Origin of the sequence: Rhizobium etli 8C-3 (assembly GCF_001908375.1) — a bacterium.
Classification (GTDB): domain Bacteria; phylum Pseudomonadota; class Alphaproteobacteria; order Rhizobiales; family Rhizobiaceae; genus Rhizobium; species Rhizobium etli_B.
On the sequence record NZ_CP017241.1, the window covers coordinates 3220771 to 3247500 of the forward strand.

The window sequence follows — 26730 nt, forward strand, 5'->3', positions numbered from 1 at the left end:
CTCAGGCAAACAGAGGGACTCCATGCGGGTTTTATTATTGCAGGCTGCCGTGTTTTGGGCCGGCTTAGGCGTTGCGTCTGCGGTTCAATCGGCCGACATCGCGCCCGGGCTTCCCGAAGCGAAGGTGATCGAGAGCGAAAGCGGATGGACCTATAAGGCCGCGCCCTACTTCTGGGCAGCAGGGCTTTCGGGAGACATTGCGCAATTCGGTTTGCCCGAAGTCCACATCGACTCCAGCTTCGACGATATACTGGAGAACCTCGACTTCGCCTTCATGGCAGCGGGTGAAGCACGCTACGACCGTTTCAGCATCTTTGCCGACGTCATGTACACCAAGCTTGGAGCAGACGCGAACACGAGAAACGGCATCCTGGCCGACAGCGTCGACGTGACCTCGAAAACCTTTGCCGGATTGCTCGGAGCCGGATATTCCGTGCTCGAGAACCCGTCAGGGCATCTCGACATCGTCGCCGGCGTCCGTGTGTGGTCAGTCGACACGACCATCGGATTCAACGGCGGGCTGCTCGGTGGCCGTGAAGCGGACGACGGCGCGACCTGGGTCGACGCCCTCGCTGGTGTCCGCGGCAATTACTTTTTCACACCCGAAATCTACGTGACTGGATGGGGCCTGGTCGGCGGCGGCGGCGCCGATCTCGACTGGGATGTCTCCCTTGCCCTCGGCTACAGGTTCACCGACACGATCTCGGCAGTCGCTGGCTACCGGGCGGTTGGTGTGAACTACAACCATGACGGGTTCGTCTTCGACGTCGTGGAACAGGGGCCGATCATCGGCGTAGCGTTTCGCTTCTAGGACGCCGCTTGCGTGAAAATGTTGTTCAACGGAGACGGCATCGATGTGAAGAAGCTCTCCAATCCGGTTCGCTCTCCAGGTCAACTACGATCACGGTTGCGACCCCGACCATGGCGACAAGGCTACGCTCTTGTCATTCCATTCTGGGCCGAAGCGCCGGAAAACGGCCCCAGTGGTGCGGGCTTGCGGATGGCTCTCATCTTTCTGTTTGCGAAGTAGGTCCAGTCGGAAAGCCGGTCAGGCGCCCGCAAATCCAACAAGGAGATTACTGATGAACCTTCTCAAACCCACCGCCAACCTACTCGCAACGATATCTGTTTTGACGCTTGTCTGCGCGCCGATACTCGACCCCTCGCCCGCGGAGGCGAGGCGGGCAGCAGCCGCGTGCGGACCTAGAGGTTGTGCGGCGGCGGCGTGCGGACCACGCGGCTGTGCCGCCGGGGCACGAACCGCTCCGGTTTATCGTCCTGTTCCACGCCGTGGCGTCGTTGTCATCTCTCCCCATCGCTACTGGAGGCCAGGCGGCGCCATCGCTGCAGGCGCCGCGATAGGCTTCATCGCCGGGGCGACAGCGGCCTCGATAGCGGGCACGCCTCCCAAGCCGGGATATTGCTGGTATTATACGACGCCTGCCAAAACGACTGGCTTCTGGGACGTGTGCCCCTCGTAGAGCGGCCAGGACGAAGCTCGGATGAAGACTTCCGCGAGCGCTATCTTCATGGCTCTTGACCATACAGGCGACTGGGTCCGCGACTCTGCTGAGCCAATGTTGTTGGACGATCCCGGTCACGTGCTGGTGCCCGCGGATGCGCCGATGGTCGCAATGGTTGCGCCGAACGTTGCGCTGTTGCAAGGGGCCCATTGGTATCGAACGTTCAAGATTTCGGGCTGCACGAGGGCGGGTTCATCTGGCGTGGGGCTCCTTTTACTTGCGGTGCTGTGCTCCGTTTGCTGCTCCACCCCGAAATTGGAACGCTCCGCCGGCCTAGCCCTGCGGGCCTGTAGCGGAGGCCAGCCAACAATGGCTGTGGCCGAGAATGAAACTGAAGGAATTGCAATCCAACCTGGGAGAACGACATGAAGCGCATGTTTATTGCCATCACCGCACTCGCTGGCGGCGCCGCCATCGCCCATGCAGAAGATCCGATCGTGGGAAACTGGAAAACTGAGCTTGGAGACACTGCCGCGATCACGTCCTGCGGTGCAGGCTACTGCATCACGCTTAAGTCCGGCAAGCATGTTGGAAAGCAGATTGGTACCTTCAGGGGCAAGGACGGCAGCTATGAAGGCAAGATCACCGATCCCGACGCCAACAAGACATACGACGGTACTCTGACGGTATCAGGCAAGGCACTGAAACTGAAGGGTTGCGTCCTGAAAGTAGTGTGTGAATCGCAGACCTGGCCACCTCTTTGAGATCATCGGGAACCACGCACGACAGGGAGACTGCGAGATGGGCTCCATCTTAGTCGGCGGGATCGTCTTCGCATCCCTGGTCGCCGCCACCTTTGCCGGCATGGCGCTGCGTGCCCGCCTGCCGAACGATCATCTGGATGCCGACTCCAAGGAGGTCATCCGCTTGGCGACGGCTATCGTTGGAACATTGTCAGCGCTCGCGCTCGGCCTTCTCATCGTTTCTGCGAAGAACGTCTACGACAATGCGGACGTGGAACTTCGAAGCTCGGTCGCCCGTGTCATTCTGCTCGACCGCATCCTGGCCCAGTACGGCGACGAGACCTCGGAGGCGCGCGGCCGTTTGCGTGAGCTCATCGAAACAAGGCTGAGAAGCGGTTGGGGCGACAGGAACGAGGACGAGGCGCCTGTCGATCCATATGACGCATCGCAGACTGTCGAGCCGGTACAGGTCGAAATCCGTGCATTGGCGCGGGTGGACGAGGCTCATCGCACACTTCAGTCCCGCGCCTTGGTGGTCAGCGGCGAAATCGCCGAAGCGCATTGGATGATGGTGGAGACCGGTACGGAAGGGCTCCCGACCGCGTTTCTTGTGATCCTCGTGTTCTGGCTGGCGTGGCTGTTCGCGACATTCGGGCTTCAGGCGCCGCCGAATGCAACGGTTGTTTGCATCATCCTTGTATGCGCGGTCTCGGTTGCGGGAGCGGTATTTCTGATCGTGGACATGGCGCATCCGTACATCGGCGCCGTTCATGTCTCCGACGAGCCGCTGAGATCCGCCCTCGCTCATATCGGCAAGCAGTGAAGGCTGTGATCAAGCATGCGGTGTTGACCGCCGACATGGTTGAGGTCACCGCCTCGCAGCCGGGGTCGAGACGACAAAGAATGGGATTTGCAGGAGCAGTTTTGCCGGTACCCGGGGGCCCGCCCTGATTGCACGGAGACTTGCATTCAACGGGCCATGCCCGGTTAACGGCTTGAGACGACCGCCCGCTTCCGCGTAGCCAGAACGCTCGTCTCACCAGCGGGACGAACGCACCTTGCCGACGCAACCGCGCAGAAGCGATCGGTAACACGCTTGCCTTGGTACGCTCTTGCGTCTTGCGCTACTGCAGGGTCCCGTCGCCGCCGCGGTCGGCGGTCTTGAAGTCCGTCATCACCTTGTTTAGGAACTCGTTCTGGCTGGCCTTGCCGTCGCCGTTGGCGTCGATGGCGGCGAATTGCTGGACATTCAGAACTCGGGCAACTTCGTCGGAATTCAGACTTCCGTCCCTGTTCTTGTCCAAGCTCGCGAAGGCCGACGTCATGAAGGCCTGATATTCGGATCGCTCGACTGCTCCGTTCTTGTTGCGGTCGAGCTGATCCATTTGGCCCTGGTTCATGGTCATCGGTTGATTCTGCGCGACGGCCGCAATGGCGGTGAAAAAACCGAATCCTGTCAGTAGGGCTACTCTTTTCATTATCCCCGCCTTTTGCATCAATTGCAGGTCAAGGCATTGCCGCCCGCAGCGCCCAGCGTGGCGCCGCCGCCAACAGCCCAGAGTTGCCCGGTGCCCGAGCCAATGGTGGCGCCGACCAGTCCGCCCACGACCGCGCCGCCGACCGTACCGGCAATGCAGCCGAACTCGCTACTGCGTCCTCCTTGCGACGTCGCAGCAGATTGGCAGCCAGACAAGGCAAGGCAGCCTACGAGAGTAATGCTTATCGTGCACTTGGTCATTTTTTCCTCCAAGTATTTCCGTTCACGTTTAAGACAGACGGCGGAGGCGCCAATGAGTGGCGTCGGACGAAGCCAGGCTTCTGAATATATCCCTCATGTGCGAGAGATTCTTCTGCTACCAGAAGCAACTCACAAACATGCAGCGCGCGCTGAAGCTGCAACGCTGCTGAATACTACCACTGCGCATGGGCTGAGACAACACTTGGCCGCCTGTCTCGACCCCCGATGTCCTGCCGAGGGAGATCGGATTGCTGGTTCAGAGCTCCAAGACCGGGCATAGATAAGGTGCTTTGCGGTTCCACTCCTGCCAGATCGACGCCGCGCCGGTCGGGGCCATGTCGTGAAAGGCGCCTTGCTCTCTCGGGCGGCCCGCGCCGAGCTGGGCGAGCTACGCGCAGTTCCTGGGCGACGACCGCAAAACTCTTGCTCGCCTCCCTCGATCGAGCCGTTTCGACGCCTGCGTTCAGTGCCAGCAGATTGATCTGGAAGGCGGTCTCGTCGATAACGATTTCACTTGAGGCCTCGATCGCCTGCATCTCACAATTGATTGCGGGGGGTTCGGCCACCCCCGATTTTCATTAGTTGAACGCAAAAAGGCTCCGAGTTTCTCGGAATCCTTTGTATCGTTTGTAAATTTGGTTGCGGGGCCGGATTGAACAGAGACTTGTAACTTCAAGCGTCTTACGAACCTCAGCTAGCACTTTCGGGGTTTCCAAGGTCCCTTATCGAGCCGCCACCGGGCTTGCTCGCGCTGTGACGCAATTGGACTGCATTCTGCTCATTCCTGAGTTTGATCACAGAGCTATCTAGGAATAAACTGGCTAAGGAAAGCCCGTGATCATGAAACCAATGAATGAAGAGCACCTCGCGGTCCTGCGCAGGCACATGGTCGAGTTGATTGCAATTCATGTTGAGCTTGCTAGCGAAGAGGTTGGCAGGGCGGCGCTTGACGAGCGGGTGATGGCTGCGATGCAGCGTGTGCCGCGGCATCTCTTCGTGCCAGCCCCGCTTGCCGCGTATGCCTATCAGGACATGCCGCTGCCGATCGGCTTCGATAAGACCATCTCGCAGCCCTTCATCGTCGCTCTCATGACCGATCTCCTCGCTCCCCAGCCGCACGAGACAGTGCTTGAGATCGGCACCGGCCTGGGCTACCAATCCGCAATCCTCGCGGAGCTCGCAGGCCAGGTCTGGAGCGTCGAGATTGTTGAGGAGTTCGCAAGCCGCGCCGAGGCTCTGCTGGGGGGCCTGGGCTTTATTAATGTCGGCATTCGTATCGGAGACGGGTCCCGCGGCTGGCCTGAGCACGCCCCGTTCGACAAGATACTGGTCACGGTGGCGGCCGAGCGGTCGCCGCCGGCATTGCTTGAGCAGCTCAAACCCAATGGACGCCTGGTTATGCCGTTGGGATCTGAAAAAGAGCAGTTCCTGACTGTCATTGACAAAGATGCGGCAGGGCAACTCAAGATAAGCAAACTTATCCCGGTTCAGTTTGGTCTGCTCGAAACGGTTTAACGCGACGTGCGGACATCCGGCGCGACCGCACCTCTCCGATCGTACACAGAAGTCGGAATTCTGCCCGTCTGCACCTAGAAACGCAAAAAGCCCTCAATGGGAGGGCATTTTGGGATCATGTTGTGGAAGTTTGGTCGCGGGGCAGGATTTAATCTTAACTTGCGATCTCCGAGCACCCCTAACCGCTTACTTAAGCTTCTGGTTGCCAAGAACCGCATCGGTCTTTTTGTAGCGCTGCGTAAACATGGTATCCTAATTCTGCACTCCCCATCACTCTGGAAGCGGGATGTGCTCATCCCTGTCGTCGACCGGAAGATCGAAGCGCCCTTCGCCCCAGTTCTGTGCCCGCCATTCAGTCTTGGCTTCCTCGATACGCTCCCTGGATGAGGCGACGAAGTTCCACCAGATGTAGCGTGGGCCGGAAAGTGTCGCCCCGCCTAAGATCATCAGCCGCGCGCCTTTTTCCCCGGCTGCGACCGTGATCCTGTCGCCAGGACGAAACACCATCATCTGGGGTGCTTCGAACTCCCGGCCGGCGATCGAGATCGAGCCTTCGGCAATATAGATGCCCCGGTCCTCATGATTGTCCGGCATCGGCAGGCGAGCGCCTGCTTCAAGCCTAACATCAGCATAAAACGTCTCGGAAAACATGGTCGCGGGAGCGAACTTGCCATAGGCGTTCCCGAGAATGAGCCTCACAGAGACACCATGATCCTCGATTACCGGTAGCGCCTCCCGACCGTGGTGCTCGAACGTCGGTTCCATTTCCTCATGGCTCTCAGGCAAGGCCAACCAGGTCTGGATCCCGAACAAGCTATTCGGGCCCGTTCGAGCCATGGCGGTCGTGCGCTCGGAGTGCGACACACCCCGCCCGGCAACCATCCAGTTCAACTCACCGGGACGGATAATCTGATCGGCTCCGGTACTGTCGCGATGGTGGAAGTCGCCACGATAAAGATAGGTAACCGTGCCAAGCCCGATATGCGGGTGCGGACGAACATCGACGCCCTGCCCTGTCAGCAGTTCTGCCGGCCCAGCCTGGTCGAAGAAGATGAACGGACCAACCATCTGCCGCTTTGGCGCTGGCAGGGCACGTCTGACCTCAAAGCCGCCAAGGTCGCGTGACCGTGGGACGATCAAGGTCTCGATCGCATCGATGCCGACTTCGTCAGGACAGCCTGGTTCGATTGCAGGGTTCCAACTCATGCGCATTCACCTCTTCCGTTGGCGATCTCCTGTCCGCGTGGAGCGCAGGGGACGCTGCATGGTCCCAACTGACTAACGGGTGAGCGTGCCTGCGACTAGTTGCGCGGCGCGGTGAGCTGTGTCGCACAAAGCGGAACGCGCAGTCGATGTTCAACACGCAGATCTTACAAATGCGGATTTCTTTCGAATGCTTCGATGAGGAACTCTGAGAGGATGCGGACTTTTCGCGCCGGCTGCGGGCTGGGCGGCCGCACGACGTACACCCCACCGACCGGTAGCGGAAAACGGGTCATGACCGGAACGAGCGCGCCGGACGCAAGATATTCATGGGTAACGCAATCGGGAAGCCACGCTATACCAAGCCCTGCTGCGGCCGCGCTAGCGAGTTCCGCGCCGTTGTCGGAACTGAAGCGACCCTGCGGCTGCACAGTGACGACCTTGTCGCCATCCATGAAACGCCACGCCTCGGCACCGATCAGGGCTTGATGAGCGGCGATTTCGTCCGGCTTTTCAGGTGAACCATGCATCCTGATATAGTCCGGACTCGCCACCAGCTTGCCGTAGATCTGACCAACGCGCCTTGCGATCAGGTTCGAGTCGCGCAGGGCGCCGACCCGGATTGCGCAATCGAACCCGTCCGCAATCAGATCGACGAACCGGTCGCTATACTCGGCATGGATCTGAAGCTGCGGGTGGTGGCGCGCCATCTCCGCCAAAACGGGCGCAAAATGTAGCGGGCCTGATGTGAGAGGAACGGCCACCCGCAGGCGTCCGCGAAGGTCACCGTCAGGCAATATCGTTTCCCGTGCGATGTCGATCTCGGCGCAGATCCTTGCTGCATAATCGCGAAACGTGCCCCCGGCTTCCGTGAGACCGGCGCCACGGGTCGTTCGTGCAAGAAGCTGGATGCCGAGCGCTTGCTCAAGCCGGATGAGGCGCCGACTGACCATTGACTTGGAGATACCCAAACGGCGTGCTGCGGGAGAAACGCCCCCGGCATCGGCAACTTCGACAAATGTCCGCAATTCCTCGATGTCCATATTGTGTTCCCCCGTTTCGTGGCACGGCCTGGCACCTATGCCTGCCGAGCCCGCCGGACGATCGGCGCAACCTCGTTGCCCAGAAGCTCGATGGATTGCTTCATCGCTGCCGTGTCGAGAGAGGCTGTGCTCATCTGGAAGGTGATGCGCGAAACGCCGCCAAGCGTCTCGCTGGCCTGCAGCATCTTGGCTGCGACCGTCTTCGGGTCACCGATCAGGAATGCGCCCTCCGGACCTGCCATGGCGTCGAACTGCTGGCGCGTCGGCGGCGACCAGCCGCGCTCACGACCGATCTTCGAGGTAAGATGTGCCCAGCCGGGAAAGAATGCGTCATTGGCTGCAGTGTCTGTTTCTCCCACAAAGCCCATCGCGTGGACGCCCACCTTGAGCACATCGGGACTATGTCCCGCGCGGCTGCCGGCTTCGCGATAGAGATCGACAAGCGGACGGAAGCGCTCGAAGCTGCCGCCGATGATTGCGATCATCAGCGGCAGGCCAAGCGCACCGGCGCGGGCGAAGGATTGTGGCGTTCCACCTACCCCGATCCATACTGGGAGCCGTGCTTGATGAGGACGCGGGAAAACACCTTGCCCTTTGAGGGCCGGACGGAAGCGACCTTCCCATGTAATATTGGTCGCCTCGTCAAGTTTGAGAAACAGGTCAAGCTTTTCGGCAAAAAGGTCGTCATAGTCGCGCGTGTCCAGACCGAATAGCGGATAGGCTTCCACGAACGAACCTCGGCCGACAACGACTTCCGCGCGGCCTTTGGAAATCAGATCGAGAGTTGCGAATTCCTGAAAAACCCGCACCGGGTCGGCGGCGCTCAGAACGGTCACCGCACTCGTCAATCTGATCCGGCCGGTCCGGGCCGCTGCCGCAGCCAGAATGACAGCCGGCGCGGAGTCGAGAAACTCCCCGCGATGATGCTCGCCTATGCCGAAGACATCGAGCCCGACACGGTCCGCGACGACGACCTCCTCGATGAGTTCGGCCATACGCTCGGTCGCCGAAGGAAGCTTGCCTGTGGTCGGATCCGGGAGGATGGCTGCAAAACTGTCGATGCCGATTTCCATGAGAAGTCACCTGCGATTTGCGTGGAAGGCGCGGCGCCTGAGTTGCCTAGGACGTTGCCAATTGTGCCTGAAGCGCGCCTTCCTCGGGATCGAACATCGGCACGCCGCCGCGAGCCGCCGTAACCGGCACCTCGTCCTGCAACACGTCCCAATGCTCGGCCAGCTTGCCGTCTTCGACGCGCAAAAGATCGATCACCACTTGCGGCACGTTTGCCCAGCCGCGGATGCGCCCGTGGATGGCGACAAAATCGCCCTCGGCAACAATCAGGCCGGGTTCATAATAAACGTCTTGCGACAGACCGGCGACGAGCGCCTGCAAGGCATCGCGCCCCTGAGGAATGCTGGGATTGTGCTGAAAGTAATCCGCAACGTAGAGTCGCTCGACCGCCGACGCATCATGGCGCTGGAATAGGGAGGTCGTCGCCTCGAGCACCAGCGACGCCTTGTTGCGCTCCGGACGGTCGTCGGGGACGCGGTCCGCTGGCCGAGTGACGACGATGGGACCGGTCATTCGCAGAAACTTGCCATCAGGCAGCGTGGCGAACGAGTGGACCAGACCACGGTCATAGTCCTGCACATTCGTGACCGTCGCACCGTCCTTCTCCTGCCAGCTCACAGCAAAGATGCGGTTGCCGCCCGGATCAGCCTGCTGTGCCCGGCACCGGCGTGTTGAGCAATTGCTGCTCCCACAAATAAGCGATGCCGCTACCACCGGCATGCTGCACGACCACGTCCGTTATCTTTACGGCAGTGTCCATCCGCGCCCAATCACGCTGCCATTCAGACGCAACCGCCAGCCACGTCATCATGTTCGCGCCGGCTGCGATCATGCGGTGGATGGCGACCTCATGCGCTTCGACCGATGTGCCGCCAGATGCGTCTGTTACGACCGTTACATCCCAGCCTTCGCCGAGGGCCTGGATCGTCGGCATGGCGACGCAAACTTCAGTCCAGAGGCCGGCAATGATCAGCTGTTTGCGGCCGGTCGCCTTAACCGCATCCACTGTCGTCTTATCTTCCCACGTGTTAATGAACGTCCGGTCGATTATCTCCTGGCCTGGGAACACATCTGCGATTTGGGGGAACAGGTTACCGCCCCGCTCGGCGATCACGGTCGTCAGGATCGTGGGGACGCCGAACGCCTTCGCTGCCTTAGCCAAACCCACGGTGTTGTTGATCACCATCATCGGTTCGTGGCTGTTCAGGTTCGCCAGTTGGTAAGGCTGATGATCGATCAGAACGAGGACGGAATCTTCGGGGCGGAGAAGGGAGTCAAGGCCGTTACGAAAGGTCATGGTTTCATCCTGTGTTGGCGGTTTATTGAAGCGCGTTTGCTCAAAAGACATGCGCCCTCCGAGGCGCTGCCGCGGACGAAACTTGTCATTCCCGTTTGTGATGCGGTAGTCCTTGCCTGTGCTAAGCTGTGTCGCAGAATGGGGAACGCCGAGTGGACATTGAGGATCTCCGGACATTCGTCGAAGTCGCTGATGCGGGAGGCGTCACCTCGGCCGCGCTGCGGCTTGGCATCTCCAAGTCGATGGTCAGCCGACGGCTTGTGCGGCTTGAAGCGGAGCTTGGTGTCCAGCTTCTAGCCCGATCCACACGCGGGGCTTCCCTGACCGAGGCCGGCGCAACCTTCCGGGACTACGCAGCCAGGGTTTCCGCCGAGATCGATGTGGCCAGGGAAACAATTGTGCCGGCCGGTGAGCTCCGCGGCCGCCTCAGGATTGCCGCGCCGCTTTCCTTCGGTCCGACGCATTTCGCAGCGGTGATTGCGCAAATGGCACATCGCCATCCTCATCTCCAGATCCAGACCTGTTACAGTGATCGCATCGTGGATCTGATCGCGGAAGGCTATGATTGTGCGATCCGCGTTGGCACACTTCAGGACTCCAGCCTGATCGCAAGACGTGTCGGTCCACTCTATGGGAGTTTCGTTGCAAGTCCGGACTACATCAAAGCCCATGGCTCTCCGGAGACACCGGACGAGCTTGTCGCCCATCAGGCTCTCATGCAGGGAACGGAAACCTGGCAAGTGATGGATGGAGACAAGGTGATAACCGTTCGCCCGCAGGGACGCTTCAAGGCCGACAACGGGGTCGCTCTCGCTGTCGCCGCAGCAGCCGGTTTGGGCATCGCCGCGCTACCTGACGACCTTATCAAAGATTATCTGGCCTCAGGCGAGTTGGTTCCGGTCATGAAACGCCATCCACCGCCCCCGATCGGGATATATGTCGTCAGACCGCCCGGGCAGCATCCTGCAAGAAAAGTTCGGGTGCTGACGGAAATGCTGATCGAGTGCTTCGACCATGGCTCGGCATTGCCGAAGACAGCTTACCCGTAGAATCGCGGCACTCGTCCCAACGACGTCCGCGATGCCTCGGCTAGCGATCAGCACCTGCATCTTGAGATCGTCAGATCATGTGGAAATCAGGGTACCGAAGAATTACCGGCGCAGTTCTCAGTGTAGACGCCGGATTCAACGCCTGATTTGGTTGCCAGTAAGAGGATCGGGTCGGAGGAAAAAGCCTCCGGCCCCTCAATCGAACGGCACCCGGCGCGTCTCTGACTAAGGCTGGCGCTTACGAATGATCAACCATTTAGCCCTCCCGAGAAATGCTCGACCGATATTGAAGGCGCGCTGTAGATCTTCTTCTCCGTTCGAGCGATCCGCCGGACGTCGGAGTTCCGATTAGACTGCCTTAACAGCGATGGCACTTTCAGCGGCCGCAAGAATGGTCTCTTCTCCTGACCGAGGCCGCCAACCTAGGACTCGCTCTGCCTTGGCACTTGAGAACACGTGCTTTCGGCCGAGCAGAGGAATGACAAAGCGAGCGGGGCGATCAAAGAGAGCGGCGATCCTGAGAACGATGCCAGGGAGTGACCTCGGTGGGACTTTCTGTGCGGCTTCGCCTAGATGATTCCGCAAGGTCTCGGCGATATCGGCCATCCACTTCCAATCGTCATGATTTGAGGCGTTGAAAGCGCCAGCGCGGTTACGGCGGCTCCTGCCCTGAACATGGAACGGCGGTTGAAGACCATGGCTTTTTTCCTCCGGATAGCTCGACTTCGTTTTTGGGGCGGGGTGGAAGAGCGGACGCTCGACAAGGTCGAGACCTTGCTCAGAGGCCCGGTCCGGTGCCTCATTTGACGCGCTGCCACTCGATCCTGATTTCAGTGCCTTCCGGCCTCCGGAATTGTTCGGTCATGCGGTCACCGGTCACGACAAGCGTGAGATCATCGCGTGTTCGTACGCTGCCAACCCAGTTCGGAAACGTCGCCCCTTCAACACGGTTTCCGCTGAATTCTCCCTTCTCATCAACGGTATAGGTGCCGAAAAAGCCGATACTGCGTGACATGGCCATGCGATTTTCATCATCCGTTCCCTCACCGCGAGCGTTAGACGCAAACCGCGGGATATCGGCGTCGGTGAGAACTTCAATGAAGTGCATGTCGGGAGTGAAGACGAGAAGACCATTGGGTTTTTCTCCGTAAGCGGAGATATTTTTTCCACCGGGATCAATCGTCGCCGACACCATCCGCCAAGTGCCTGCGACTTGGTTTTCTGCGGCGGTCTGTGCAAAGGCAGACGACGAAATGCTGAGGGCAAGGGCCAATATAACCGGTCGAATGGACATGTTTTTTCCTTCCTGTTCATGAGGGCTGTGTTGCCGCCGCTGCTGCGGCTCACGGATCCTGCCGGTCGGCGGAATTCGCCACTCCACGCTGCACCTCAAGAGCAGACAGGCGTGCGGAAAGCGCCTGTGAGATAGATGAATAGGCCGTGCTACCCAGCGCCAGCCGCAATGGCGGCGTCTCGCTCTCGGCGGCTGATATGATTGCGGCTACGGTGCGCGCCGCATCTCCCTTGATCTCGAAGCTGCCCTCGGTAATCGCCCGGCGAACGGCCCCGGCAGGGGTTTCGTCGTAGACATCCATCGGTGTCGCACGGACGAGATTGGCTCCGAAATTCGTGCCGGTCGGTCCCGGCTCGGCGATGATGAAGTCGATACCGAAAGGCGCCACTTCCTGTGCGACGGCTTCGACGAAGCCCTCGATGCCCCACTTGGTTGCGTGATAGAGACTGAAGCCCGGATAGGCGATCTGCCCTCCTTCGGACGAGACCTGGACGATCCGCCCGCCGCCTTGCCCTCGAAGAATGGGCAGTGCGGCACGGATCAGATGGATGGATCCAGTAAGGTTGGTGGCGATCTGCCGATCGATCTCTTCATTCGTGAGCTCTTCCGCAGCACCGAACAGGCCATAGCCCGCGTTGCTGACGATCACGTCTATCCGGCCGTGCCGTTGGAATGAGTCTTTAACGGCCGAGGCGATGCTCTCCTGCTCGACGAGATCGAGCTGAACGATATCAAGACGATCGCGGTATTCCTGCGCAAGTTTCGTCAGTGCGCCGGCACGGCGGATCGTTGCGACCACCTTGTGTCCCTGGGTGAGCAGTTGTTGCGTCATCTCGAGACCAAGCCCCGAAGAAGCGCCGGTGATGAACCAAGTCTTTGGCATGTGAACTCCTGTTTTGTTCATCTCCAATGTAAAACAACAGCATTGGTGATATAAGATCTTCAATTTGAGATGAGATGGTGAGGGAAAAATCACGAATGATACGTCCCAGTCTGAACGATCTTGCCGCCTTTGCCGCGGTGGCCAATCACCAGAGCTTCCGCAGAGCGGCCGACGTCATGGGCGTTTCGCGCTCGGCTCTCAGCCACGCAATCATCGGACTGGAGGCAAAACTGGACGTGCGGCTCTTCAACCGGACGACACGCAGCGTGTCGCTGACCCAGGCCGGCGCTCGCCTGCTCGCGCGCCTCGATCCGGTCCTTCAGGAACTCGATCAGGCGCTCGATACCTTGTCGGAGGAACGCGGCACCCCGAGCGGCACACTTCGGATTAATTCAAACAAGAGCGGCGCGCGCATTCTCGTCGCAGAGGTCGTGCCGCGCTTTCTGGATCTCTATCCCGACGTCGAGCTTGATCTTGTTTCGGAAGGTCGGCTCGTCGATATCGTGGAACAGGGTTTCGATGCCGGAATACGCCTGCTGGAAACCGTCCCGAAAGACATGGTCGCGGTGAAGTTCGGGGGCGACGTGCGTTTCATCGCCGTGGCGGCGCCTTCCTATCTGGACGGGAAAGCAAGACCGCATACGCCCGACGATCTTTATGCGCATTGCTGCGTCCGCCAACGTTTGCCGAGCGGAAAGCGCTATCGCTGGGAGTTCTCCAAACGCGGCGCCGAAGTCACGATCGATGTGCCGGGCAACCTCACACTCGATGACAATGATCTTCTCGTGCAGGCGGCGGCGGACGGGCGCGGTATCGCCTATGTCCCGGAATACTTTGCCCAGCCGTTTCTGGGGTCCGGTCAGCTGGTGACCGTGCTTGATGACTGGTGCCCGCCGACGCCTGGTCTGGCCCTCTATTACCCGCGCAGCCGGCACGTCCCATCCCCGCTTCGGGCCTTCATCGACCTCTTGCGAGAGGTGGACAGGACACGATGACGGGCGACGGTGAAATGGCATCCAACCCTGCCAGATGGATGAGGAAGACCTGCGGCCGCCATCGCTTTGAGCTGCTTTCGCATTGCGGATGCTCGCTTGGTATGTCAGGGGGCCGCTGGCTTGCGACGCAAGATCATGCCGCCATGGTGCAATGTGTTGGCATCGACGAAATCGCCGTCGGCCGTGAAGCCCGTATCGTCCCAGTACTCGATATGCGTCCCGTCGACTTCGTAGCGACCCTCATAGGCTCGCTCGCGCTGACCGCGGGCCTCGATATAGCGTCCGCTCGGCAGAAGTTCGTGGCGAACACGGTTGTCGTCGGTGACCCACATGCCAACGTAGGGATGGTTCGGCTGCAAATTGGCCTCTTGTGCTTCTGCGGGTTGAATCGAAAGGGTGGCCGTGATGAGTGCGGCAAATGCCTGTCGCATGGTTCTGGCTCCGTTAGGCGTTACTGTTCTCGGTTTGGAGGCGATAGCGCCTGTGCGCGCGGTGCCGGTTCGGCAGACATTAGGTTCTGTCGAAGCAGCGGGCGCCGTGTCATTGCGAGCGCGGCGCGTTGTTGTCGACAACCTGCTGATAGGCAACAAGGTCCAGGAATGCTTCCGCATTAACGACGAGGCCGTCCTTCATCTCGAATATCCAGACAAACTGGTTGCGATAAGGTGCGCCCGACGTCGTGGTCGCCGTTCCGTCGAAGCGGATGATGATCGTGTCTCCGTCGGCAAAGATGTCGTGCACCTCCGGCACGACCGGCGTCGCGAGGCGGCTGGTCAAAGGACGTGATGCCTGTTCGATGAAATCCTTCTGGCTGCGATAGGTGCCGGCGACCGGTCCGGAGCCATGGATCGTCCACACGACGTCGGGAGCGAGAAGTTCCGCGAAGACGTATGTACCCCCGCGCCATTTTTCGAAGGCGGCTTCAACGATCGCCCTGTTCTGCCGTTCGATCGCTGCACTGTCTGCGGCCTGCACCTGCCTTGCCGTGGTGGTGGCAATGGCTGCATCCGGCAGGGAGAGCGACAGCAATGCCAGTGTGATCAATGCTGTTCGGCTCGCACCGGCGACCCGATGTCTTGTCCGAAGAATGGTCATGGTATTTATCCTTTCCTGCGGTCAGTTGCGGCGTTCGACTGCGGCACCGCCGAAGATCAGTTGCTGGACGAGGGGACGTTGCGTGAAGCGAGCGGGAAAGACGGGGCTCGGAGCGCTGATCCGGTTCAGACGATCCAGTTGTTCGGGCGTAAGCGCCAGATCCAGAGCTCCGAGATTGTCCTCGGCCTGGGCGAGCGTGCGGGCGCCGATGATTGGCGAGACGACGGTCGGATTGGTCAGTGTCCAGGCAAGCGCTACCCGCGATGGCGTGGAGTTGGCCTCTTCGGCGACGGCTCGAACCTCGTCCGCAATCTCGATCGCACGTTGGTTCAGATGACCGGACGAAGCTATGACACCCTTGCGGCTGGCGGACACTGTCGCCTCTTGCGAATCCTCGACGTCGGAAAGGGAATATTTGCCTGTGAGCACGCCGCCGCCGAGCGGAGACCAGGGCAGCACTCCAAGGCCCAAGGCTGCAGCCGCCGGCAGGAGCTCGTGCTCGACGGTCCTCTCTACCAGGCTGTATTCGATCTGTAGCGCTACGAAAGGAGACCAGCCGCGGATGTCAGCGAGCGTCTGCATCTGTGCAACACGCCATGCAGGTGTGTTGCAGATGCCGAGATAGAGGACTTTCCCGGACAGAACGAGGTCGTCGAGCGCTCGCATGACCTCGTCTGGCCGGGTCGTCATGTCCCATGCATGCAGATAAACGAGGTCGATGCGATCCGTGCCGAGCTGCGTGAGGCTCTGCTCGACGGAGCGCACCATGTTCAGGCGGTGGTTGCCTCCGGAATTCGGGTTGCCCGGTTCGCGCGCCATTGTAAACTTCGTCGCGAGGACGATCCGCTCGCGCTTGTCGCCGATGAAGGTCCCGAGCAGGCGCTCGGCGCGGCCGTCGGTGTAATTTACCGACGTGTCGACGAAGTTGCCGCCCCGGTCGATGTAGAGATCGAAGATACGGCGGGCCTCGTCGCCATCCGCCCCCCACCCCCAATCGGATCCGAAGGTCATCGTTCCGAGGCTCAACGGCGAGATTCGCAAGCCCGACCGTCCAAGAAGTTTGTATTGATCAAGCGTCATGTCGGCTGTCTCCTGGTTCTAAGGTCAAAGGTAGACGCGTCGATGAGAGCGAACAACTTGCCCAATGATGACTAGCCTGGTAAATATTTCTAACCAATGGCAGTCGATCTGAATGGCATTTCTGTTTTTCTGGCAGTCGCCGAAGCGCGGAGCTTTCGCGTGGCCGCGGAGAATTTGGGCGTTACACGGCCAGCCGTCAGCCAGACCATCCGCCGCCTCGAAGATCGGCTGGGTGTCGCGCTCGTGCAGCGCACCACGCGCAGCGTCAGTCTCACAGAGGCCGGCGAACGACTGTATCAGCGGGTGGCGCCGGCTATTTCCGAAGTCGGACTGGCGCTCGACGCCACGGCGGACCGCGACAGCTCACCCAGCGGACTGTTGAGGCTGGCGGTGTCATCCATCGCCGAGCAGTTTATCTCAGGGCCGCTTCTCGCGCGTTTCGCGGACAAATTTCCCGCCGTTCAGGTCGACGTGACCGTCACGGACGAGGAATTCGACATTGTTGCGGAAGGCTATGACGCGGGGGTACGTTTGGGCGAAGTCATCGATCAGGATATGATTGCCGTTCCGGTCTCGGGCGAGCAGCGTCAGGGCGCCTTCGCCGCCCCGTCCTACATTGAACGTTTCGGCAAGCCCGAGCATCCCTCGGAACTCTCTGCCCATCGGTGTATCGGCTGGCGTCCAGCTCCCCACAGCGCACCATATCGTTGGGAATTCGGCCAGCATGGACGCGAGTTCGACGTGGCTGTCGACCCTCAGATCACCACCAACGACATGTGGCTTATGATCCGAACAGCATGTGCCGGCGGCGGCATCACCTTCGGGATGGAGGACACCTTCAAGCCCTACGTCGAATCTGGTCAATTGGTCCCTCTCCTTCAGGAGTACTGTCCTCCCTTTGCTGGCTTTTTCCTTTATTACCCCAGCCGGCGCAATCTCCCTCCCAAGCTTCGGGCGATCGTCGACCATGTGAGGCGGTCGCGATAGCATCCGTCCTGCCGTCGCTGTCGTGACAGGCACTTCCGGGCGCGGCCAGATCGATGCGGAACGCCCCGAGGGCTCGACTACCTTAAGGCCGTTGCCGCACGCCTTTGGTGATCAGACAGTGATAGGCCGTGCCGAAGGAAATCAGCAGCGCCGCGGCCTGTGCCATTTCCACGCCGTCCGGTACAGGTCATGTCTGCGAGGCGGGGACGGACCAGAGTTCCGCATGCGAACCATGCATATCGAAGGCGGTCACCTTTCGGCCGACTGCCCGGTCGCGGACATTTTCACCGACCGAGATCAGGGTTCCGGCAGCCGCGTAGCCGACGATCCAAGGGGATTGCTGTGGCGTCGACCGGCGATTGATCAGATCGCCGCCCTCGATCGAAATCGCTTCCACGGCAATCAGGACGTCATCTGGCCCGCAAGTCGGATCGGGCACATCGGCATATCTGAGAACTGTCGGAGGACCGGGGTTGTCGTAGACTGCCGCTTTCATGTGCTTTTCCTTTTGATGAGGGAAGCTTGCGCGATTGATAGGTGACTATTCACCCAGGCTCTTTTGTTTTGAAGCACGTCAAGCACACGCACGCCGATACGATTGAGCACCTGCCGCCGTCTATTTCGACACGGCTAATCCGCTCAGCGGCTCAGGAACAGGCCGGACGTGCAGGCGATCGCGGTCGGACATGGCGTTACCCTGTGCTCGAAAGCTTCTTGCCGCGGGGAGCGTTAATGTATCGCGCGTGGCGTACGAGGTAGGCTACACAAGCACGTCGCAATTCAGTCGAGAGTATAAAAGCATGTTTGGCACTGCGCGCGTGGCTGACCTGCAACGCTGGATCCTGCCTCGGATAGCCCCGCCGCTCTCTTGCGTTGACTTGCACCAGCCACGATCTGCGATGCAGAACACGACGTTTCCTTCCGCGTTTATCGGCTTCAGGAGGCGCGGGGGCCAAATCCATTCGGCGTTCCCCGTTTAGCGACACAGCTTCGCGCCATGGCGGACTATCGCATCGCTTGTCGAGATGAGATCAAGGCCTCAGGAACGTGCACTTCGGAGTATGTCCACCGGCAAACCTACTCAAGCTCGAAGGGCAGCCAAGGACACATTCATAACCCCTTTAACCGCAAATCCGCTTTCCGGGCCATCACCGAGGTTATACTCCAGCCGCTGTTTGGCAATGACGGCCTCTGGGTTGCTCTTCTCCTGTTTCAGAGTGCGCGCAGCATCGCCTTTCGCCTAATGCTGCCGAAGCTCGCAGCCGCCACATTCCGGTAAAGTAGGAGGCAGCGAAAAACGGCTATACGAGCAAGATACGCGCTGTACGCGTACCTCTACAATATGGCTTCGCAATCTTGCATTTTCGTGGAGGTAATGTGTAGAGTTCATTGCGCAGGGTCATTTCGGAACTATCGGAGGTTGCGATGGAAAATTCTTTTGCGCAGTCCCGTAACTGGTTATGTGGGCCTGAGAGCGGAAAAGAGGCTTGTCACGCCGCTCGTGACCGCGACGGAGGCGGCCCGCTCGATAGCGGCGGGCGACTTTGGCAGACGGGCGTCGGGCCAAGGCGGCTTCGGCGAGGCCGACCGCCTGATCGAGTATTTCAACCGCATGGCCGAATAGTTGCAGCGGGCGGAGAAGGAGCCGAAGTACTCGAATTCCGCGATCCCCACGAACTCAGGACCCCGCTGACGATCCTGCAGGGCCGCATGCAGGGGCTAGCAGACGTGTCTTCTCCCAGTCAGGAGCTGTTCCAGAGCCTCAGGTGAATGCGCGCGCTGGATAAACATAAAGTCCAGGATTAGATCCGATATGAAGCCTCCAATTGTCATCCCGCTTGCTCTGCTGCTCGGCGCTTCCACTATGCCGTTCTTGGGAACAACCGACGCGCAGGCCCAGAACCGCGACGTCAATCAGTCGTTATTCGCCTTCGGCGGCACGATGGTCGACGCCGACATCCTCCAAGCAGCCAATCCTTTCGGCGTCACGTACGAGGACCTCCCGATCTTCGGCCTCGGCTACCAGTACTTCCCGGCTAGGATGGGCTCCTTCAGGTTCGGACTGGAAGCGGGGCTCGCCGGAAGATTGGGCGGGCATCCGAATGCGGAATTCTGGGGCGGCGGCGTCGCTCGCTACGACGGTTTCGAGATTGGTGATACCGTCCGAATCTCACCAGCCTTTACGTTTGGCATCAGCCATGTCACGCATACCCAGGAGGGACGGGAGCGCAAGAACGAGCTGGAGCATAACGGGGACGCTAGAACGCTGTTCTATCTCGGCCCCGAGTTGAACCTTTCCTTCAACGCCATGCCCGACGTCGATTTCTTCTGGCGGATACACCACCGGTCCGGAGCCTGGGGGACGCTCGGCGACGTGCACGGCGGCTCCAGTGCAAATGTCTTCGGGGTGCGGTTCAATTTTTGAACAACCTTCTTCATCTCCAATACGACGACGTTCGCGGCGGTCCGTGTCCCACAGGGGCAGGACCTCGCCGGATGGGCAGCAGCGCTGTGGTTGATGACGGAATCGTAGGTGATGTCCGCTTTCGTAGCGCGAAACTATTCGCGATACCCTTTTCAATGCGGTTCAATTCGTCGGGAGATACATTAGGGGTCGTCGAGCTAATGTCGGGACCAAAGAGTAGCTGACATTGCCGGAGCCTCGATACCAAGCAAAATTTCTGCCTTCCTGAAATTTCTCAACCTGATCAAGGAGGTCGCCGAACGATCCCGGTGTATGCTCAATTATCGTCGGCAATGACACGCTCCCGCTTGTCGTAAGCATCCAAAAATGATGCTAGAATCGCGAGCGCCTGGGCCATCAGACCCGATCATTGTGAACCCGTCAATGTTCCAGTCGGTTCTGGATGCCATGACGACGGCACTGAAGGGTGCCGGAAATGGCAGTGATACGCTTACGGGTTACGGTCAGTTTGTCCGCTCCCTCGTTCAGAAGGTGGTGATTGCGCCCTCCCCCGACAATCGCCGCGCAGACCTGACGATTCATGGTAAGCGGTGAACTGAGACCGTTACTTTTGAAAGTTCCAGGGCATGAGAGCGTCGATATCGCTGGCCGGCCATCCGGCCGCAATGCGTTGGAGTGTTTGCGTTAGCCAAGCGAGCGGATCAACATCGTTCATTTTGGCGGACTGAATAAGGGTTGAGATGGTCGCCCACGTCCGGCCGCCGCCGGCGTTACCCGCGAATAGACTATTTTTCCGAACGATTGCTTGGGGTCTGATAGCCCGTTCAACGATGTTGGAGTCTATCTCGATCCGTCCATCGTGAAGGAACTGTTCGAAGGCTTCACGCCGGTTGATGGCGTAGCGGATGGCCTCGGCGAGCTTGGATTTCCCAGAGATGCGAGGCAGCGTGTCTTGCCACAGCTTGTAGAGATCGGCAACCACGACCATGGACGCCTCCTGGCGGGCGGCAACACGCCGATCAGGGCTTTGTCCACGCACCTTTTCCTCGATCGCCCACAGCGCGCCCATCTTTTCGATCGTCGCCGTTGCCACTTTGGAACTGTCGCTCGTATGGAGTTCGTAAAACCGGCGGCGACTGTGCGCCCAACACCCAGCCAATAGCGCGCCGTCGTTTCCCCGGTCAGGTCGGGCGACGCGGTTGTAAGCAGTGTAGCCATCTATCTGCAGGATGCCACGATAGCCGTCGAGATGCCGAGCGACACAATCGCCGGATCGACTGTCTTCAAAACGATAGGCCACCATCGGCGGACCACTTCCGCCGAATGGCCGATCGTCCCTGGCATACGCCCATAGATACGCGGTTTTGGCCGATCCCGATCCTGGCACCAGCGTCGGCAATGTCGTTTCGTCGGCGAATATTCGCTCGCCTTGTTTGATCTGGTTGAAGGTGTAGTCCGCAAGGATCTCGAGCTCGAACCCGAGCTTGCCCATCCACCGTGCCATGATGCCGCGATCGACTTCGACATGGTCGCGCAGGAAGATTGCCTCCTGCCGATAAAGCGGCAAGCCATCGCCGTATTTCGAGACCGCGATATAGGCGAGCAGCGCTTCCGTTGGGATGCCGCTCTCGACGATGTGCGCCGGTGCCAAGGCCTGGATGACCCCGTCCTCGTCTTTGAAGGCATACTTCGGACGGTGGGTGACGATCACCCGGAACTTCGGTGGGATGACATCCAGCCGCTCGGAGGTATCTTCACCGATCAGGATCTTCGGTTTGCCGGCATGCTCAGGAAGCTCGTCCGGCTCGATCACCACATGGATACGTTCCAGATGCGGCGGGAAGCCCTTGCGTGGACGCGGCGCACGTTTCGCAGCGCCTGCACCTCTTCCTTTTTCGACTAATGCCTGGATGGCGGCAATGCCGGTCTCGATCTCCTCGAAGACAAACGCACCCTGCTCGTCGAGATCCGCGTCGATGTTCTTGCTCTGCTTCTCCGAGCGTCTTCCATAGCGGTAACGGTCGAAGGCTTTGAGGACCTGCTTCAGCTTGGCGATCTGCTCGTCGGCGTCCGCATTGCGAGCCTTGAGATCAGCGACTTCACTCTCCAGAGCGTCCGCGCGCGCAGCCTTCTCAGCCATCGCCAGGATCATGGCTTTCAGCGCATCAACGTCATCGGGAAGCTGCAGATCGGCTGGTGTCATGCCTGCAAATAGAGCACATTTTGCCGACGATTTCCCGCAGTTTTAGCCGCCTGATTCACTCTGCCGCAGGGCTTTTACCCAACAAGTTCCGGCCGTTTCACAGCAACGGTACGGACGCGTTTCCAGTCCATGCCGTCGATCAACGCCATCAATTGTGCGTGGTTGAGCTGCACCCTGGCATGGCCGATCTTCGGCCAAACGAACTGATTTTTTTCCAGCCGCTTCGAATACAGGCAAACACCGGAACCATCCCACCAGGCGATCTTAATTCTGTCTGCTCTTTTTGCACGGAAGACATAAAGCGAGCCGTTGAACGGATCATTACCGGCATCGCGCACCAGCGACAGAAGGCTATCTGGACCTTTGCGAAAGTCCACGGGGTGGCTTGCCAGAAACACCTTCGCACCGGCCGGGATCATGCGGAGCGCACCGCACGGATCACCCGAGCAAGATGAGCCTCATCGATCTCGGCACCCGTGCGGATTACCGCATCACCGATGATGATGTCGACTGCGGAAGATGGGAATGCTTGGGCAGCTTGCTGCCCCTTCTCGGCTTTCGACGGCAAAGACATGGCTTTCTGCCGGGCAATGCGACGCCACGTGAACAACTGTGACGGATCAACACCAAGTCGCCGTGCTACTGCCGAGACGCTCGCTCCAGGCTGCACCGTCTCGGCCACAGCCTGTGCCTTGAAGTCATTCGACCAATGTCGCCGCACTTGTCGCGGAGCTCCTTCCAATGGGCCGGCGACGGCCTCAATCATATGGAAGGTTCTATGATCAGACACAGTAGCAGACATAGAAGTTCACACCCGAGCTAATTCCTGGATCGCTCTGTCACGGATAAACCCGTTGACCTGCCATCACCAGATGGGGTGTATGCATCGCTTACGATTCATGGCCGGTTGGCGTCGATCCTCGCATCGATGGAAGCGTTTCAGGACTACAGCGCGAGAATGCGCGAGCACTATCACCGGGACTACAGCACCCGTGTGAAGGCCGGCGAGTTCAGTGATGTGAAGGGGAAAGCCTACTACCTGAGCCGCTTCCAGGCTATTCTCAAGGAAAAGGAAGCCGACTGGAAGCGGTTACAAGTCTCAGTGGTTGCGGGGGCAGGATTTGAACCTGCGGCCTTCAGGTTATGAGCCTGACGAGCTACCGGGCTGCTCCACCCCGCGTTATTTTTGATCGGAAGGGACCGCGTTATTGGGCCGGTGTTTTGGCCGATTGTGTTGAGAAGATTTAGAATGTTGCGTTTAGCAGACCTGGCGGCGACCGACTCTCCCGCGTCTTGAGACGAAGTACCATGGGCGCTGGGGCGTTTCACGGCCGTGTTCGGAAAGGGAACGGGTGCAGCCACCCCGCCATAACCACCAGGTCAGCGAAGCGCAACGAATTGAGAAGCTGGATTTGGAGCGAACTGGAGAGAAGCTTTATGCTTCTGGTACCGGTTTGCTGGTTTTGAACACGTCCTGGCTCATATTGATGAGCATTGTCAATGAGAACGATCAAGCCGATCGAGCTATTAGTACCGGTAAGCTTCATGCATTGCTGCACTTCCACACCCGGCCTATCAACGTGGTCGTCTTCCACGGCTCTGATAGGGAACACTCGTTTTCAGGTGGGTTTCCCGCTTAGATGCCTTCAGCGGTTATCCCTTCCATATGTAGCTACCCTGCTATGCCCTTGGCAGGACAACAGGTCCACCAGAGATATGTCCATCCCGGTCCTCTCGTACTAGGGACAGATCCTGTCAATATTCCTACACCCACGGCAGATAGGGACCGAACTGTCTCACGACGTTCTGAACCCAGCTCACGTACCGCTTTAATTGGCGAACAGCCAAACCCTTGGGACCTGCTCCAGCCCCAGGATGCGATGAGCCGACATCGAGGTGCCAAACAACCCCGTCGATATGGACTCTTGGGGGTCATCAGCCTGTTATCCCCGGCGTACCTTTTATCCGTTGAGCGATGGCCCTTCCACGCGGGACCACCGGATCACTATGACCGACTTTCGTCTCTGCTCGACTTGTCAGTCTCGCAGTCAGGCGGGCTTATGCCATTGCACTCGACGACCGATTTCCGACCGGTCTGAGCCCACCATCGCGCGCCTCCGTTACTCTTTCGGAGGCGACCGCCCCAGTCAAACTACCCACCATACACTGTCCCGGATCCGGATAACGGACCGCGGTTAGACATCCATGTCGATAAGGGTGGTATTTCAAGGATGGCTCCACGGAAACTGGCGTCCCCGCTTCAAAGCCTACCACCTATCCTACACATGCCGACACGAATGCCAGTGTAAAGCTATAGTAAAGGTGCACGGGGTCTTTCCGTCTGACCGCAGGAACCCCGCATCTTCACGGGGAATTCAATTTCACTGAGTCTATGTTGGAGACAGCGGGGAAGTCGTTACGCCATTCGTGCAGGTCGGAACTTACCCGACAAGGAATTTCGCTACCTTAGGACCGTTATAGTTACGGCCGCCGTTTACTGGGGCTTCAGTTCAAAGCTTGCACCTCTCCCTTTAACCTTCCAGCACCGGGCAGGCGTCAGACCCTATACGTCGTATTGCTACTTCGCAGAGCCCTGTGTTTTTGATAAACAGTCGCTACCCCCTGGTCTGTGCCACCCCACCTTGGTTGCCCAAAATGGGGTCACGCTTCTTCCGAAGTTACGCGTGCAATTTGCCGAGTTCCTTCAACATAGTTCTCTCAAGCGCCTTGGTATACTCTACCTGACCACCTGTGTCGGTTTCGGGTACGGTCTATACGGTGGAGCTGTTTCCTGGAACCGCGTCCCTGCAAGATCAATCCAATAAGACCTTACAAGTTGAGCAATCCGTCACTACCACCAGGCCCACGAATATTAACGTGGTTCCCATCGACTACGCGTGTCCGCCTCGTCTTAGGGGCCGGCTAACCCTGCTCAGATTAACTTTAAGCAGGAACCCTTGGTCTTTCGGCGAGAGGGTCTCTCACCCTCTTTATCGTTACTCATGTCAACATTCGCACTTCCGATACCTCCAGGATGTCTCACGACTGTCCCTTCACAGGCTTACGGAACGCTCCGCTACCACGTGTATTGCTACACATCCTCAGCTTCGGTGCATGGCTTCAGCCCCGTTACATTTTCGGCGCAAAGACCCTTATTTAGACCAGTGAGCTGTTACGCTTTCTTTAAATGATGGCTGCTTCTAAGCCAACATCCTGGTTGTTTTGGGATCCTCACATCCTTTCCCACTTAGCCATGACTTGGGGACCTTAGCTGGAGGTCAGGGTTGTTGCCCTTTTCACGACGGACGTTAGCACCCGCCGTGTGTCTGCCGAGTAGTACTCCCCGGTATTCGGAGTTTGGTTAGGATCAGTAAGACGGTGAGTCCCCATAGCCCATCCAGTGCTCTACCCCCGGGGGTATTCGCTCGACGCTCTACCTAAATAGATTTCGCGGAGAACCAGCTATTTCCGAGTTTGATTGGCCTTTCACCCCTAGCCACAAGTCATCCCAATCTATTGCAACAGATGCGGGTTCGGTCCTCCAGTTGGTGTTACCCAACCTTCAACCTGCTCATGGCTAGATCACTCGGTTTCGGGTCTAATGCAACAAACTCAATCGCCCTATTCAGACTCGCTTTCGCTACGCCTACACCTACCGGCTTAAGCTTGCTTGTTACACTAAGTCGTTGACCCATTATACAAAAGGTACGCCGTCACCCTTTCAGGCTCCGACTGTTTGTAGGCATCCGGTTTCAGGTTCTATTTCACTCCCCTTGTCGGGGTGCTTTTCACCTTTCCCTCACGGTACTTGTTCGCTATCGGTCATGCACGAGTACTTAGGCTTGGAGAGTGGTCTCCCCATGTTCAGACAGGATTTCTCGTGTCCCGCCCTACTCTAGGACAATGAGTGTTCTACGCGTACGGGGCTGTCACCCGCTACGGCCCAACTTTCCAGATGGTTCCGCTTTATTCCTCATTGCCACTGGCCTGGTCCGCGTTCGCTCGCCACTACTTGCGGAGTCTCGGTTGATGTCCTTTCCTGCAGGTACTTAGATGTTTCAGTTCCCTGCGTTCGCTTCTTACCCCTATGTATTCGAAGGTAAGATACCTTATTAACGATACTTGGAAACCACTTTGGTTTCATGTCCTCACGGCCAAAGGCCTGCAGACAGCGCGCCGGACGACCGGCGACGCGCTACCGCGCTGTATTGCTGCCAAACCCGAACATCGAGCAAGGCACCCATACAGGCCGATAGGCCGTCGGCGATCGTTCGCCGTAACGTCGGACCAAACGTCCGACAACCAAAATGATTTCCCAAGTATCTAAGGTGGGTTGCCCCATTCGGAGATCCATGGATCAAAGCTCATTCGCAGCTCCCCACGGCTTATCGCAGCGTATCACGTCCTTCATCGCCTGTGCATGCCAAGGCATCCACCAAATGCCCTTACGACACTTAATCGTTCTCATTGCCAATGCTCATCATCTACCGGACAAAACACCAACCTTGCAGTTGCCGTTCAACCGGAGACCAGGTTACCTTTTACAACCCGGACAATTCATGATGCCATCGACGTGTTCGACAGATCTGCTTTATTGGAGCTACGCCGAGCAGCTCGCTTGCAGTCTGTCTTAAGACCAGCTTCTC

At 58.9% G+C, this 26730-nt stretch carries 29 protein-coding genes, 1 tRNA gene, 2 rRNA genes and 1 pseudogene; 12 read left to right on the plus strand and 21 right to left on the minus strand.

Annotated features, from left to right (window positions below; genetic code table 11):
- Positions 1-22: 22 nt before the first annotated feature.
- The 4 genes from AM571_RS15990 (at position 23) to AM571_RS16010 (ending at position 3029) form a co-directional block, all read left to right on the plus strand.
- The gene (locus tag AM571_RS15990) at positions 23-811 is read left to right on the plus strand and encodes a hypothetical protein (RefSeq protein ID WP_074062254.1); all 789 of its coding nucleotides are present in this window, start codon (positions 23-25) and stop codon (positions 809-811) included.
- 271 nt (positions 812-1082) lie between these two features.
- Positions 1083-1481: a hypothetical protein gene (locus AM571_RS15995; RefSeq protein WP_074062255.1), complete on the plus strand. Its 399-nt coding sequence runs from the start codon at positions 1083-1085 to the stop codon at positions 1479-1481.
- A 407-nt stretch (positions 1482-1888) separates the two neighbouring features.
- Complete coding sequence (locus AM571_RS16005; protein ID WP_074062257.1) at positions 1889-2227, plus strand: DUF2147 domain-containing protein; 339 nt, start codon at positions 1889-1891, stop codon at positions 2225-2227.
- Positions 2228-2264: 37 nt separating this feature from the next.
- Complete coding sequence (locus AM571_RS16010) at positions 2265-3029, plus strand: DUF4239 domain-containing protein (protein ID WP_074062258.1); 765 nt, start codon at positions 2265-2267, stop codon at positions 3027-3029.
- 301 nt (positions 3030-3330) lie between these two features.
- Here the strand turns inward: AM571_RS16010 and AM571_RS16015 are convergent, their stop codons facing one another.
- The 3 genes from AM571_RS16015 to AM571_RS38375 form a co-directional block, all read right to left on the minus strand.
- Positions 3331-3684, minus strand: coding sequence for an EF-hand domain-containing protein (locus AM571_RS16015; protein WP_074062259.1), 354 nt, complete (start codon positions 3682-3684; stop codon positions 3331-3333).
- Between the two features lie 17 nt (positions 3685-3701).
- Positions 3702-3944, minus strand: a complete 243-nt coding sequence (locus tag AM571_RS16020; RefSeq protein ID WP_074062260.1) for a hypothetical protein — start codon at positions 3942-3944, stop codon at positions 3702-3704.
- A gap of 173 nt (positions 3945-4117) precedes the next feature.
- On the minus strand, positions 4118-4480 hold the full coding sequence (locus tag AM571_RS38375; RefSeq protein WP_081377148.1) for a methyl-accepting chemotaxis protein: 363 nt from the start codon (positions 4478-4480) through the stop codon (positions 4118-4120).
- 304 nt (positions 4481-4784) lie between these two features.
- On the opposite strand from AM571_RS38375, the gene AM571_RS16030 reads away from it, so the two are divergent.
- Complete coding sequence (locus AM571_RS16030) at positions 4785-5459, plus strand: protein-L-isoaspartate(D-aspartate) O-methyltransferase (RefSeq protein WP_074062262.1); 675 nt, start codon at positions 4785-4787, stop codon at positions 5457-5459.
- Between the two features lie 270 nt (positions 5460-5729).
- Here AM571_RS16030 and AM571_RS16035 read toward each other — a convergent pair whose 3' ends face one another.
- The 5 genes from AM571_RS16035 to AM571_RS16055 all read right to left on the minus strand — a co-directional run bounded on the left by AM571_RS16035 (position 5730) and on the right by AM571_RS16055 (position 10073).
- Positions 5730-6665 carry a pirin family protein gene (locus tag AM571_RS16035; protein ID WP_074063291.1) on the minus strand — a complete coding sequence of 312 codons (936 nt, stop codon included), beginning with the start codon at positions 6663-6665 and terminating at the stop codon, positions 5730-5732.
- Between the two features lie 164 nt (positions 6666-6829).
- A complete protein-coding gene (locus AM571_RS16040) occupies positions 6830-7705 on the minus strand; it encodes a LysR family transcriptional regulator (RefSeq protein ID WP_074062263.1) in 876 nt (291 codons plus the stop codon).
- Positions 7706-7740: 35 nt separating this feature from the next.
- Positions 7741-8778, minus strand: a complete 1038-nt coding sequence (locus AM571_RS16045; RefSeq protein ID WP_074062264.1) for an LLM class flavin-dependent oxidoreductase — start codon at positions 8776-8778, stop codon at positions 7741-7743.
- A gap of 46 nt (positions 8779-8824) precedes the next feature.
- Positions 8825-9496, minus strand: a complete 672-nt coding sequence (locus AM571_RS16050) for a MoaF-related domain-containing protein (protein WP_237358502.1) — start codon at positions 9494-9496, stop codon at positions 8825-8827.
- The gene (locus AM571_RS16055) at positions 9420-10073 is read right to left on the minus strand and encodes a hydrolase (protein ID WP_074063293.1); all 654 of its coding nucleotides are present in this window, start codon (positions 10071-10073) and stop codon (positions 9420-9422) included. Before AM571_RS16055 ends, AM571_RS16050 begins: the two co-directional genes overlap by 77 nt.
- A 152-nt stretch (positions 10074-10225) precedes the next feature.
- On the opposite strand from AM571_RS16055, the gene AM571_RS16060 reads away from it, so the two are divergent.
- Positions 10226-11122, plus strand: a complete 897-nt coding sequence (locus AM571_RS16060) for a LysR family transcriptional regulator (protein ID WP_074062265.1) — start codon at positions 10226-10228, stop codon at positions 11120-11122.
- Between the two features lie 799 nt (positions 11123-11921).
- Here the strand turns inward: AM571_RS16060 and AM571_RS16070 are convergent.
- Positions 11922-12416 (minus strand): lipocalin-like domain-containing protein, encoded by a 495-nt coding sequence (locus tag AM571_RS16070; RefSeq protein ID WP_074062267.1) that lies wholly within the window; start codon positions 12414-12416, stop codon positions 11922-11924.
- A gap of 49 nt (positions 12417-12465) precedes the next feature.
- A complete protein-coding gene (locus tag AM571_RS16075) occupies positions 12466-13299 on the minus strand; it encodes an SDR family oxidoreductase (RefSeq protein WP_074062268.1) in 834 nt (277 codons plus the stop codon).
- Positions 13300-13394: 95 nt separating this feature from the next.
- Between AM571_RS16075 and AM571_RS16080 the strand changes: the two genes are divergently transcribed.
- On the plus strand, positions 13395-14294 hold the full coding sequence (locus AM571_RS16080) for a LysR family transcriptional regulator (RefSeq protein ID WP_074062269.1): 900 nt from the start codon (positions 13395-13397) through the stop codon (positions 14292-14294).
- Between the two features lie 104 nt (positions 14295-14398).
- Here AM571_RS16080 and AM571_RS16085 read toward each other — a convergent pair whose 3' ends face one another.
- From AM571_RS16085 to AM571_RS16095, 3 genes are all read right to left on the minus strand, one after another.
- The gene (locus tag AM571_RS16085; protein ID WP_074062270.1) at positions 14399-14725 is read right to left on the minus strand and encodes an Atu4866 domain-containing protein; all 327 of its coding nucleotides are present in this window, start codon (positions 14723-14725) and stop codon (positions 14399-14401) included.
- 109 nt (positions 14726-14834) lie between these two features.
- Complete coding sequence (locus tag AM571_RS16090; protein ID WP_074062271.1) at positions 14835-15389, minus strand: nuclear transport factor 2 family protein; 555 nt, start codon at positions 15387-15389, stop codon at positions 14835-14837.
- A gap of 21 nt (positions 15390-15410) precedes the next feature.
- On the minus strand, positions 15411-16469 hold the full coding sequence (locus AM571_RS16095) for an aldo/keto reductase (RefSeq protein ID WP_074062272.1): 1059 nt from the start codon (positions 16467-16469) through the stop codon (positions 15411-15413).
- Positions 16470-16565: 96 nt separating this feature from the next.
- On the opposite strand from AM571_RS16095, the gene AM571_RS16100 reads away from it, so the two are divergent.
- Positions 16566-17456, plus strand: a complete 891-nt coding sequence (locus AM571_RS16100) for a LysR family transcriptional regulator (protein ID WP_074062273.1) — start codon at positions 16566-16568, stop codon at positions 17454-17456.
- A 187-nt stretch (positions 17457-17643) separates the two neighbouring features.
- On the opposite strand, the gene AM571_RS16105 is transcribed toward AM571_RS16100, so the two are convergent.
- Positions 17644-17952 (minus strand): quinone oxidoreductase family protein, encoded by a 309-nt coding sequence (locus AM571_RS16105; protein WP_335727719.1) that lies wholly within the window; start codon positions 17950-17952, stop codon positions 17644-17646.
- A 190-nt stretch (positions 17953-18142) separates the two neighbouring features.
- On the opposite strand from AM571_RS16105, the gene AM571_RS35710 reads away from it, so the two are divergent.
- The 4 genes from AM571_RS35710 to AM571_RS36350 all read left to right on the plus strand — a co-directional run bounded on the left by AM571_RS35710 (position 18143) and on the right by AM571_RS36350 (position 20475).
- A complete protein-coding gene (locus AM571_RS35710; RefSeq protein ID WP_081377105.1) occupies positions 18143-18436 on the plus strand; it encodes a helix-turn-helix domain-containing protein in 294 nt (97 codons plus the stop codon).
- 458 nt (positions 18437-18894) lie between these two features.
- The gene (locus tag AM571_RS37415) at positions 18895-19080 is read left to right on the plus strand and encodes a HAMP domain-containing protein (RefSeq protein ID WP_237358503.1); all 186 of its coding nucleotides are present in this window, start codon (positions 18895-18897) and stop codon (positions 19078-19080) included.
- Positions 19081-19269: 189 nt separating this feature from the next.
- Positions 19270-19881 carry a hypothetical protein gene (locus tag AM571_RS16125; protein WP_074062275.1) on the plus strand — a complete coding sequence of 204 codons (612 nt, stop codon included), beginning with the start codon at positions 19270-19272 and terminating at the stop codon, positions 19879-19881.
- 423 nt (positions 19882-20304) lie between these two features.
- A complete protein-coding gene (locus tag AM571_RS36350) occupies positions 20305-20475 on the plus strand; it encodes a hypothetical protein (protein WP_155774464.1) in 171 nt (56 codons plus the stop codon).
- A 10-nt stretch (positions 20476-20485) separates the two neighbouring features.
- Here AM571_RS36350 and tnpC read toward each other — a convergent pair whose 3' ends face one another.
- The 7 genes and pseudogenes from tnpC to AM571_RS16155 all read right to left on the minus strand — a co-directional run bounded on the left by tnpC (position 20486) and on the right by AM571_RS16155 (position 26544).
- On the minus strand, positions 20486-22084 hold the full coding sequence (gene tnpC / locus AM571_RS16130; protein WP_074062276.1) for an IS66 family transposase: 1599 nt from the start codon (positions 22082-22084) through the stop codon (positions 20486-20488).
- 74 nt (positions 22085-22158) lie between these two features.
- Positions 22159-22503, minus strand: a complete 345-nt coding sequence (gene tnpB, locus AM571_RS16135) for an IS66 family insertion sequence element accessory protein TnpB (protein WP_074062277.1) — start codon at positions 22501-22503, stop codon at positions 22159-22161.
- Positions 22500-22658, minus strand: coding sequence for a hypothetical protein (locus AM571_RS37420; RefSeq protein ID WP_237358504.1), 159 nt, complete (start codon positions 22656-22658; stop codon positions 22500-22502). Before AM571_RS37420 ends, tnpB begins: the two co-directional genes overlap by 4 nt.
- A gap of 42 nt (positions 22659-22700) precedes the next feature.
- Positions 22701-22886: pseudogene (locus AM571_RS38380) on the minus strand (transposase); the annotation flags it as partial.
- 301 nt (positions 22887-23187) lie between these two features.
- Positions 23188-23264: transfer RNA gene (locus tag AM571_RS16145), tRNA-Met, on the minus strand.
- Positions 23265-23349: 85 nt separating this feature from the next.
- A 5S ribosomal RNA gene (rrf, locus tag AM571_RS16150) occupies positions 23350-23464 on the minus strand.
- A gap of 126 nt (positions 23465-23590) precedes the next feature.
- Positions 23591-26544 (minus strand): 23S ribosomal RNA (locus AM571_RS16155).
- Positions 26545-26730: the final 186 nt, after the last annotated feature.

Coding starts and splice junctions, on each gene's coding strand:
- AM571_RS37420 (WP_237358504.1), bottom strand. CDS start 22,658: ATGTCTTTGCCGTCGAAAGCCGAGAAGGGGCAGCAAGCTGCCCAAGCA.
- AM571_RS16020 (WP_074062260.1), bottom strand. CDS start 3,944: ATGACCAAGTGCACGATAAGCATTACTCTCGTAGGCTGCCTTGCCTTG.
- AM571_RS16045 (WP_074062264.1), bottom strand. CDS start 8,778: ATGGAAATCGGCATCGACAGTTTTGCAGCCATCCTCCCGGATCCGACC.
- AM571_RS16075 (WP_074062268.1), bottom strand. CDS start 13,299: ATGCCAAAGACTTGGTTCATCACCGGCGCTTCTTCGGGGCTTGGTCTC.
- AM571_RS15990 (WP_074062254.1), top strand. CDS start 23: ATGCGGGTTTTATTATTGCAGGCTGCCGTGTTTTGGGCCGGCTTAGGC.
- AM571_RS16050 (WP_237358502.1), bottom strand. CDS start 9,496: ATGCCGGTGGTAGCGGCATCGCTTATTTGTGGGAGCAGCAATTGCTCA.
- tnpB (WP_074062277.1), bottom strand. CDS start 22,503: ATGATCCCGGCCGGTGCGAAGGTGTTTCTGGCAAGCCACCCCGTGGAC.
- AM571_RS16090 (WP_074062271.1), bottom strand. CDS start 15,389: ATGACCATTCTTCGGACAAGACATCGGGTCGCCGGTGCGAGCCGAACA.
- AM571_RS16030 (WP_074062262.1), top strand. CDS start 4,785: ATGAAACCAATGAATGAAGAGCACCTCGCGGTCCTGCGCAGGCACATG.
- AM571_RS16070 (WP_074062267.1), bottom strand. CDS start 12,416: ATGTCCATTCGACCGGTTATATTGGCCCTTGCCCTCAGCATTTCGTCG.
- AM571_RS16080 (WP_074062269.1), top strand. CDS start 13,395: ATGATACGTCCCAGTCTGAACGATCTTGCCGCCTTTGCCGCGGTGGCC.
- AM571_RS16010 (WP_074062258.1), top strand. CDS start 2,265: ATGGGCTCCATCTTAGTCGGCGGGATCGTCTTCGCATCCCTGGTCGCC.
- AM571_RS16005 (WP_074062257.1), top strand. CDS start 1,889: ATGAAGCGCATGTTTATTGCCATCACCGCACTCGCTGGCGGCGCCGCC.
- AM571_RS16105 (WP_335727719.1), bottom strand. CDS start 17,952: ATGAAAGCGGCAGTCTACGACAACCCCGGTCCTCCGACAGTTCTCAGA.
- AM571_RS16055 (WP_074063293.1), bottom strand. CDS start 10,073: ATGACCTTTCGTAACGGCCTTGACTCCCTTCTCCGCCCCGAAGATTCC.
- AM571_RS38375 (WP_081377148.1), bottom strand. CDS start 4,480: ATGCAGGCGATCGAGGCCTCAAGTGAAATCGTTATCGACGAGACCGCC.
- AM571_RS16040 (WP_074062263.1), bottom strand. CDS start 7,705: ATGGACATCGAGGAATTGCGGACATTTGTCGAAGTTGCCGATGCCGGG.
- tnpC (WP_074062276.1), bottom strand. CDS start 22,084: ATGACACCAGCCGATCTGCAGCTTCCCGATGACGTTGATGCGCTGAAA.
- AM571_RS16015 (WP_074062259.1), bottom strand. CDS start 3,684: ATGAAAAGAGTAGCCCTACTGACAGGATTCGGTTTTTTCACCGCCATT.
- AM571_RS16095 (WP_074062272.1), bottom strand. CDS start 16,469: ATGACGCTTGATCAATACAAACTTCTTGGACGGTCGGGCTTGCGAATC.
- AM571_RS36350 (WP_155774464.1), top strand. CDS start 20,305: ATGTTCCAGTCGGTTCTGGATGCCATGACGACGGCACTGAAGGGTGCC.
- AM571_RS16085 (WP_074062270.1), bottom strand. CDS start 14,725: ATGCGACAGGCATTTGCCGCACTCATCACGGCCACCCTTTCGATTCAA.
- AM571_RS16035 (WP_074063291.1), bottom strand. CDS start 6,665: ATGAGTTGGAACCCTGCAATCGAACCAGGCTGTCCTGACGAAGTCGGC.
- AM571_RS16100 (WP_074062273.1), top strand. CDS start 16,566: ATGGCAGTCGATCTGAATGGCATTTCTGTTTTTCTGGCAGTCGCCGAA.
- AM571_RS16125 (WP_074062275.1), top strand. CDS start 19,270: ATGAAGCCTCCAATTGTCATCCCGCTTGCTCTGCTGCTCGGCGCTTCC.
- AM571_RS15995 (WP_074062255.1), top strand. CDS start 1,083: ATGAACCTTCTCAAACCCACCGCCAACCTACTCGCAACGATATCTGTT.
- AM571_RS35710 (WP_081377105.1), top strand. CDS start 18,143: ATGGCGTTACCCTGTGCTCGAAAGCTTCTTGCCGCGGGGAGCGTTAAT.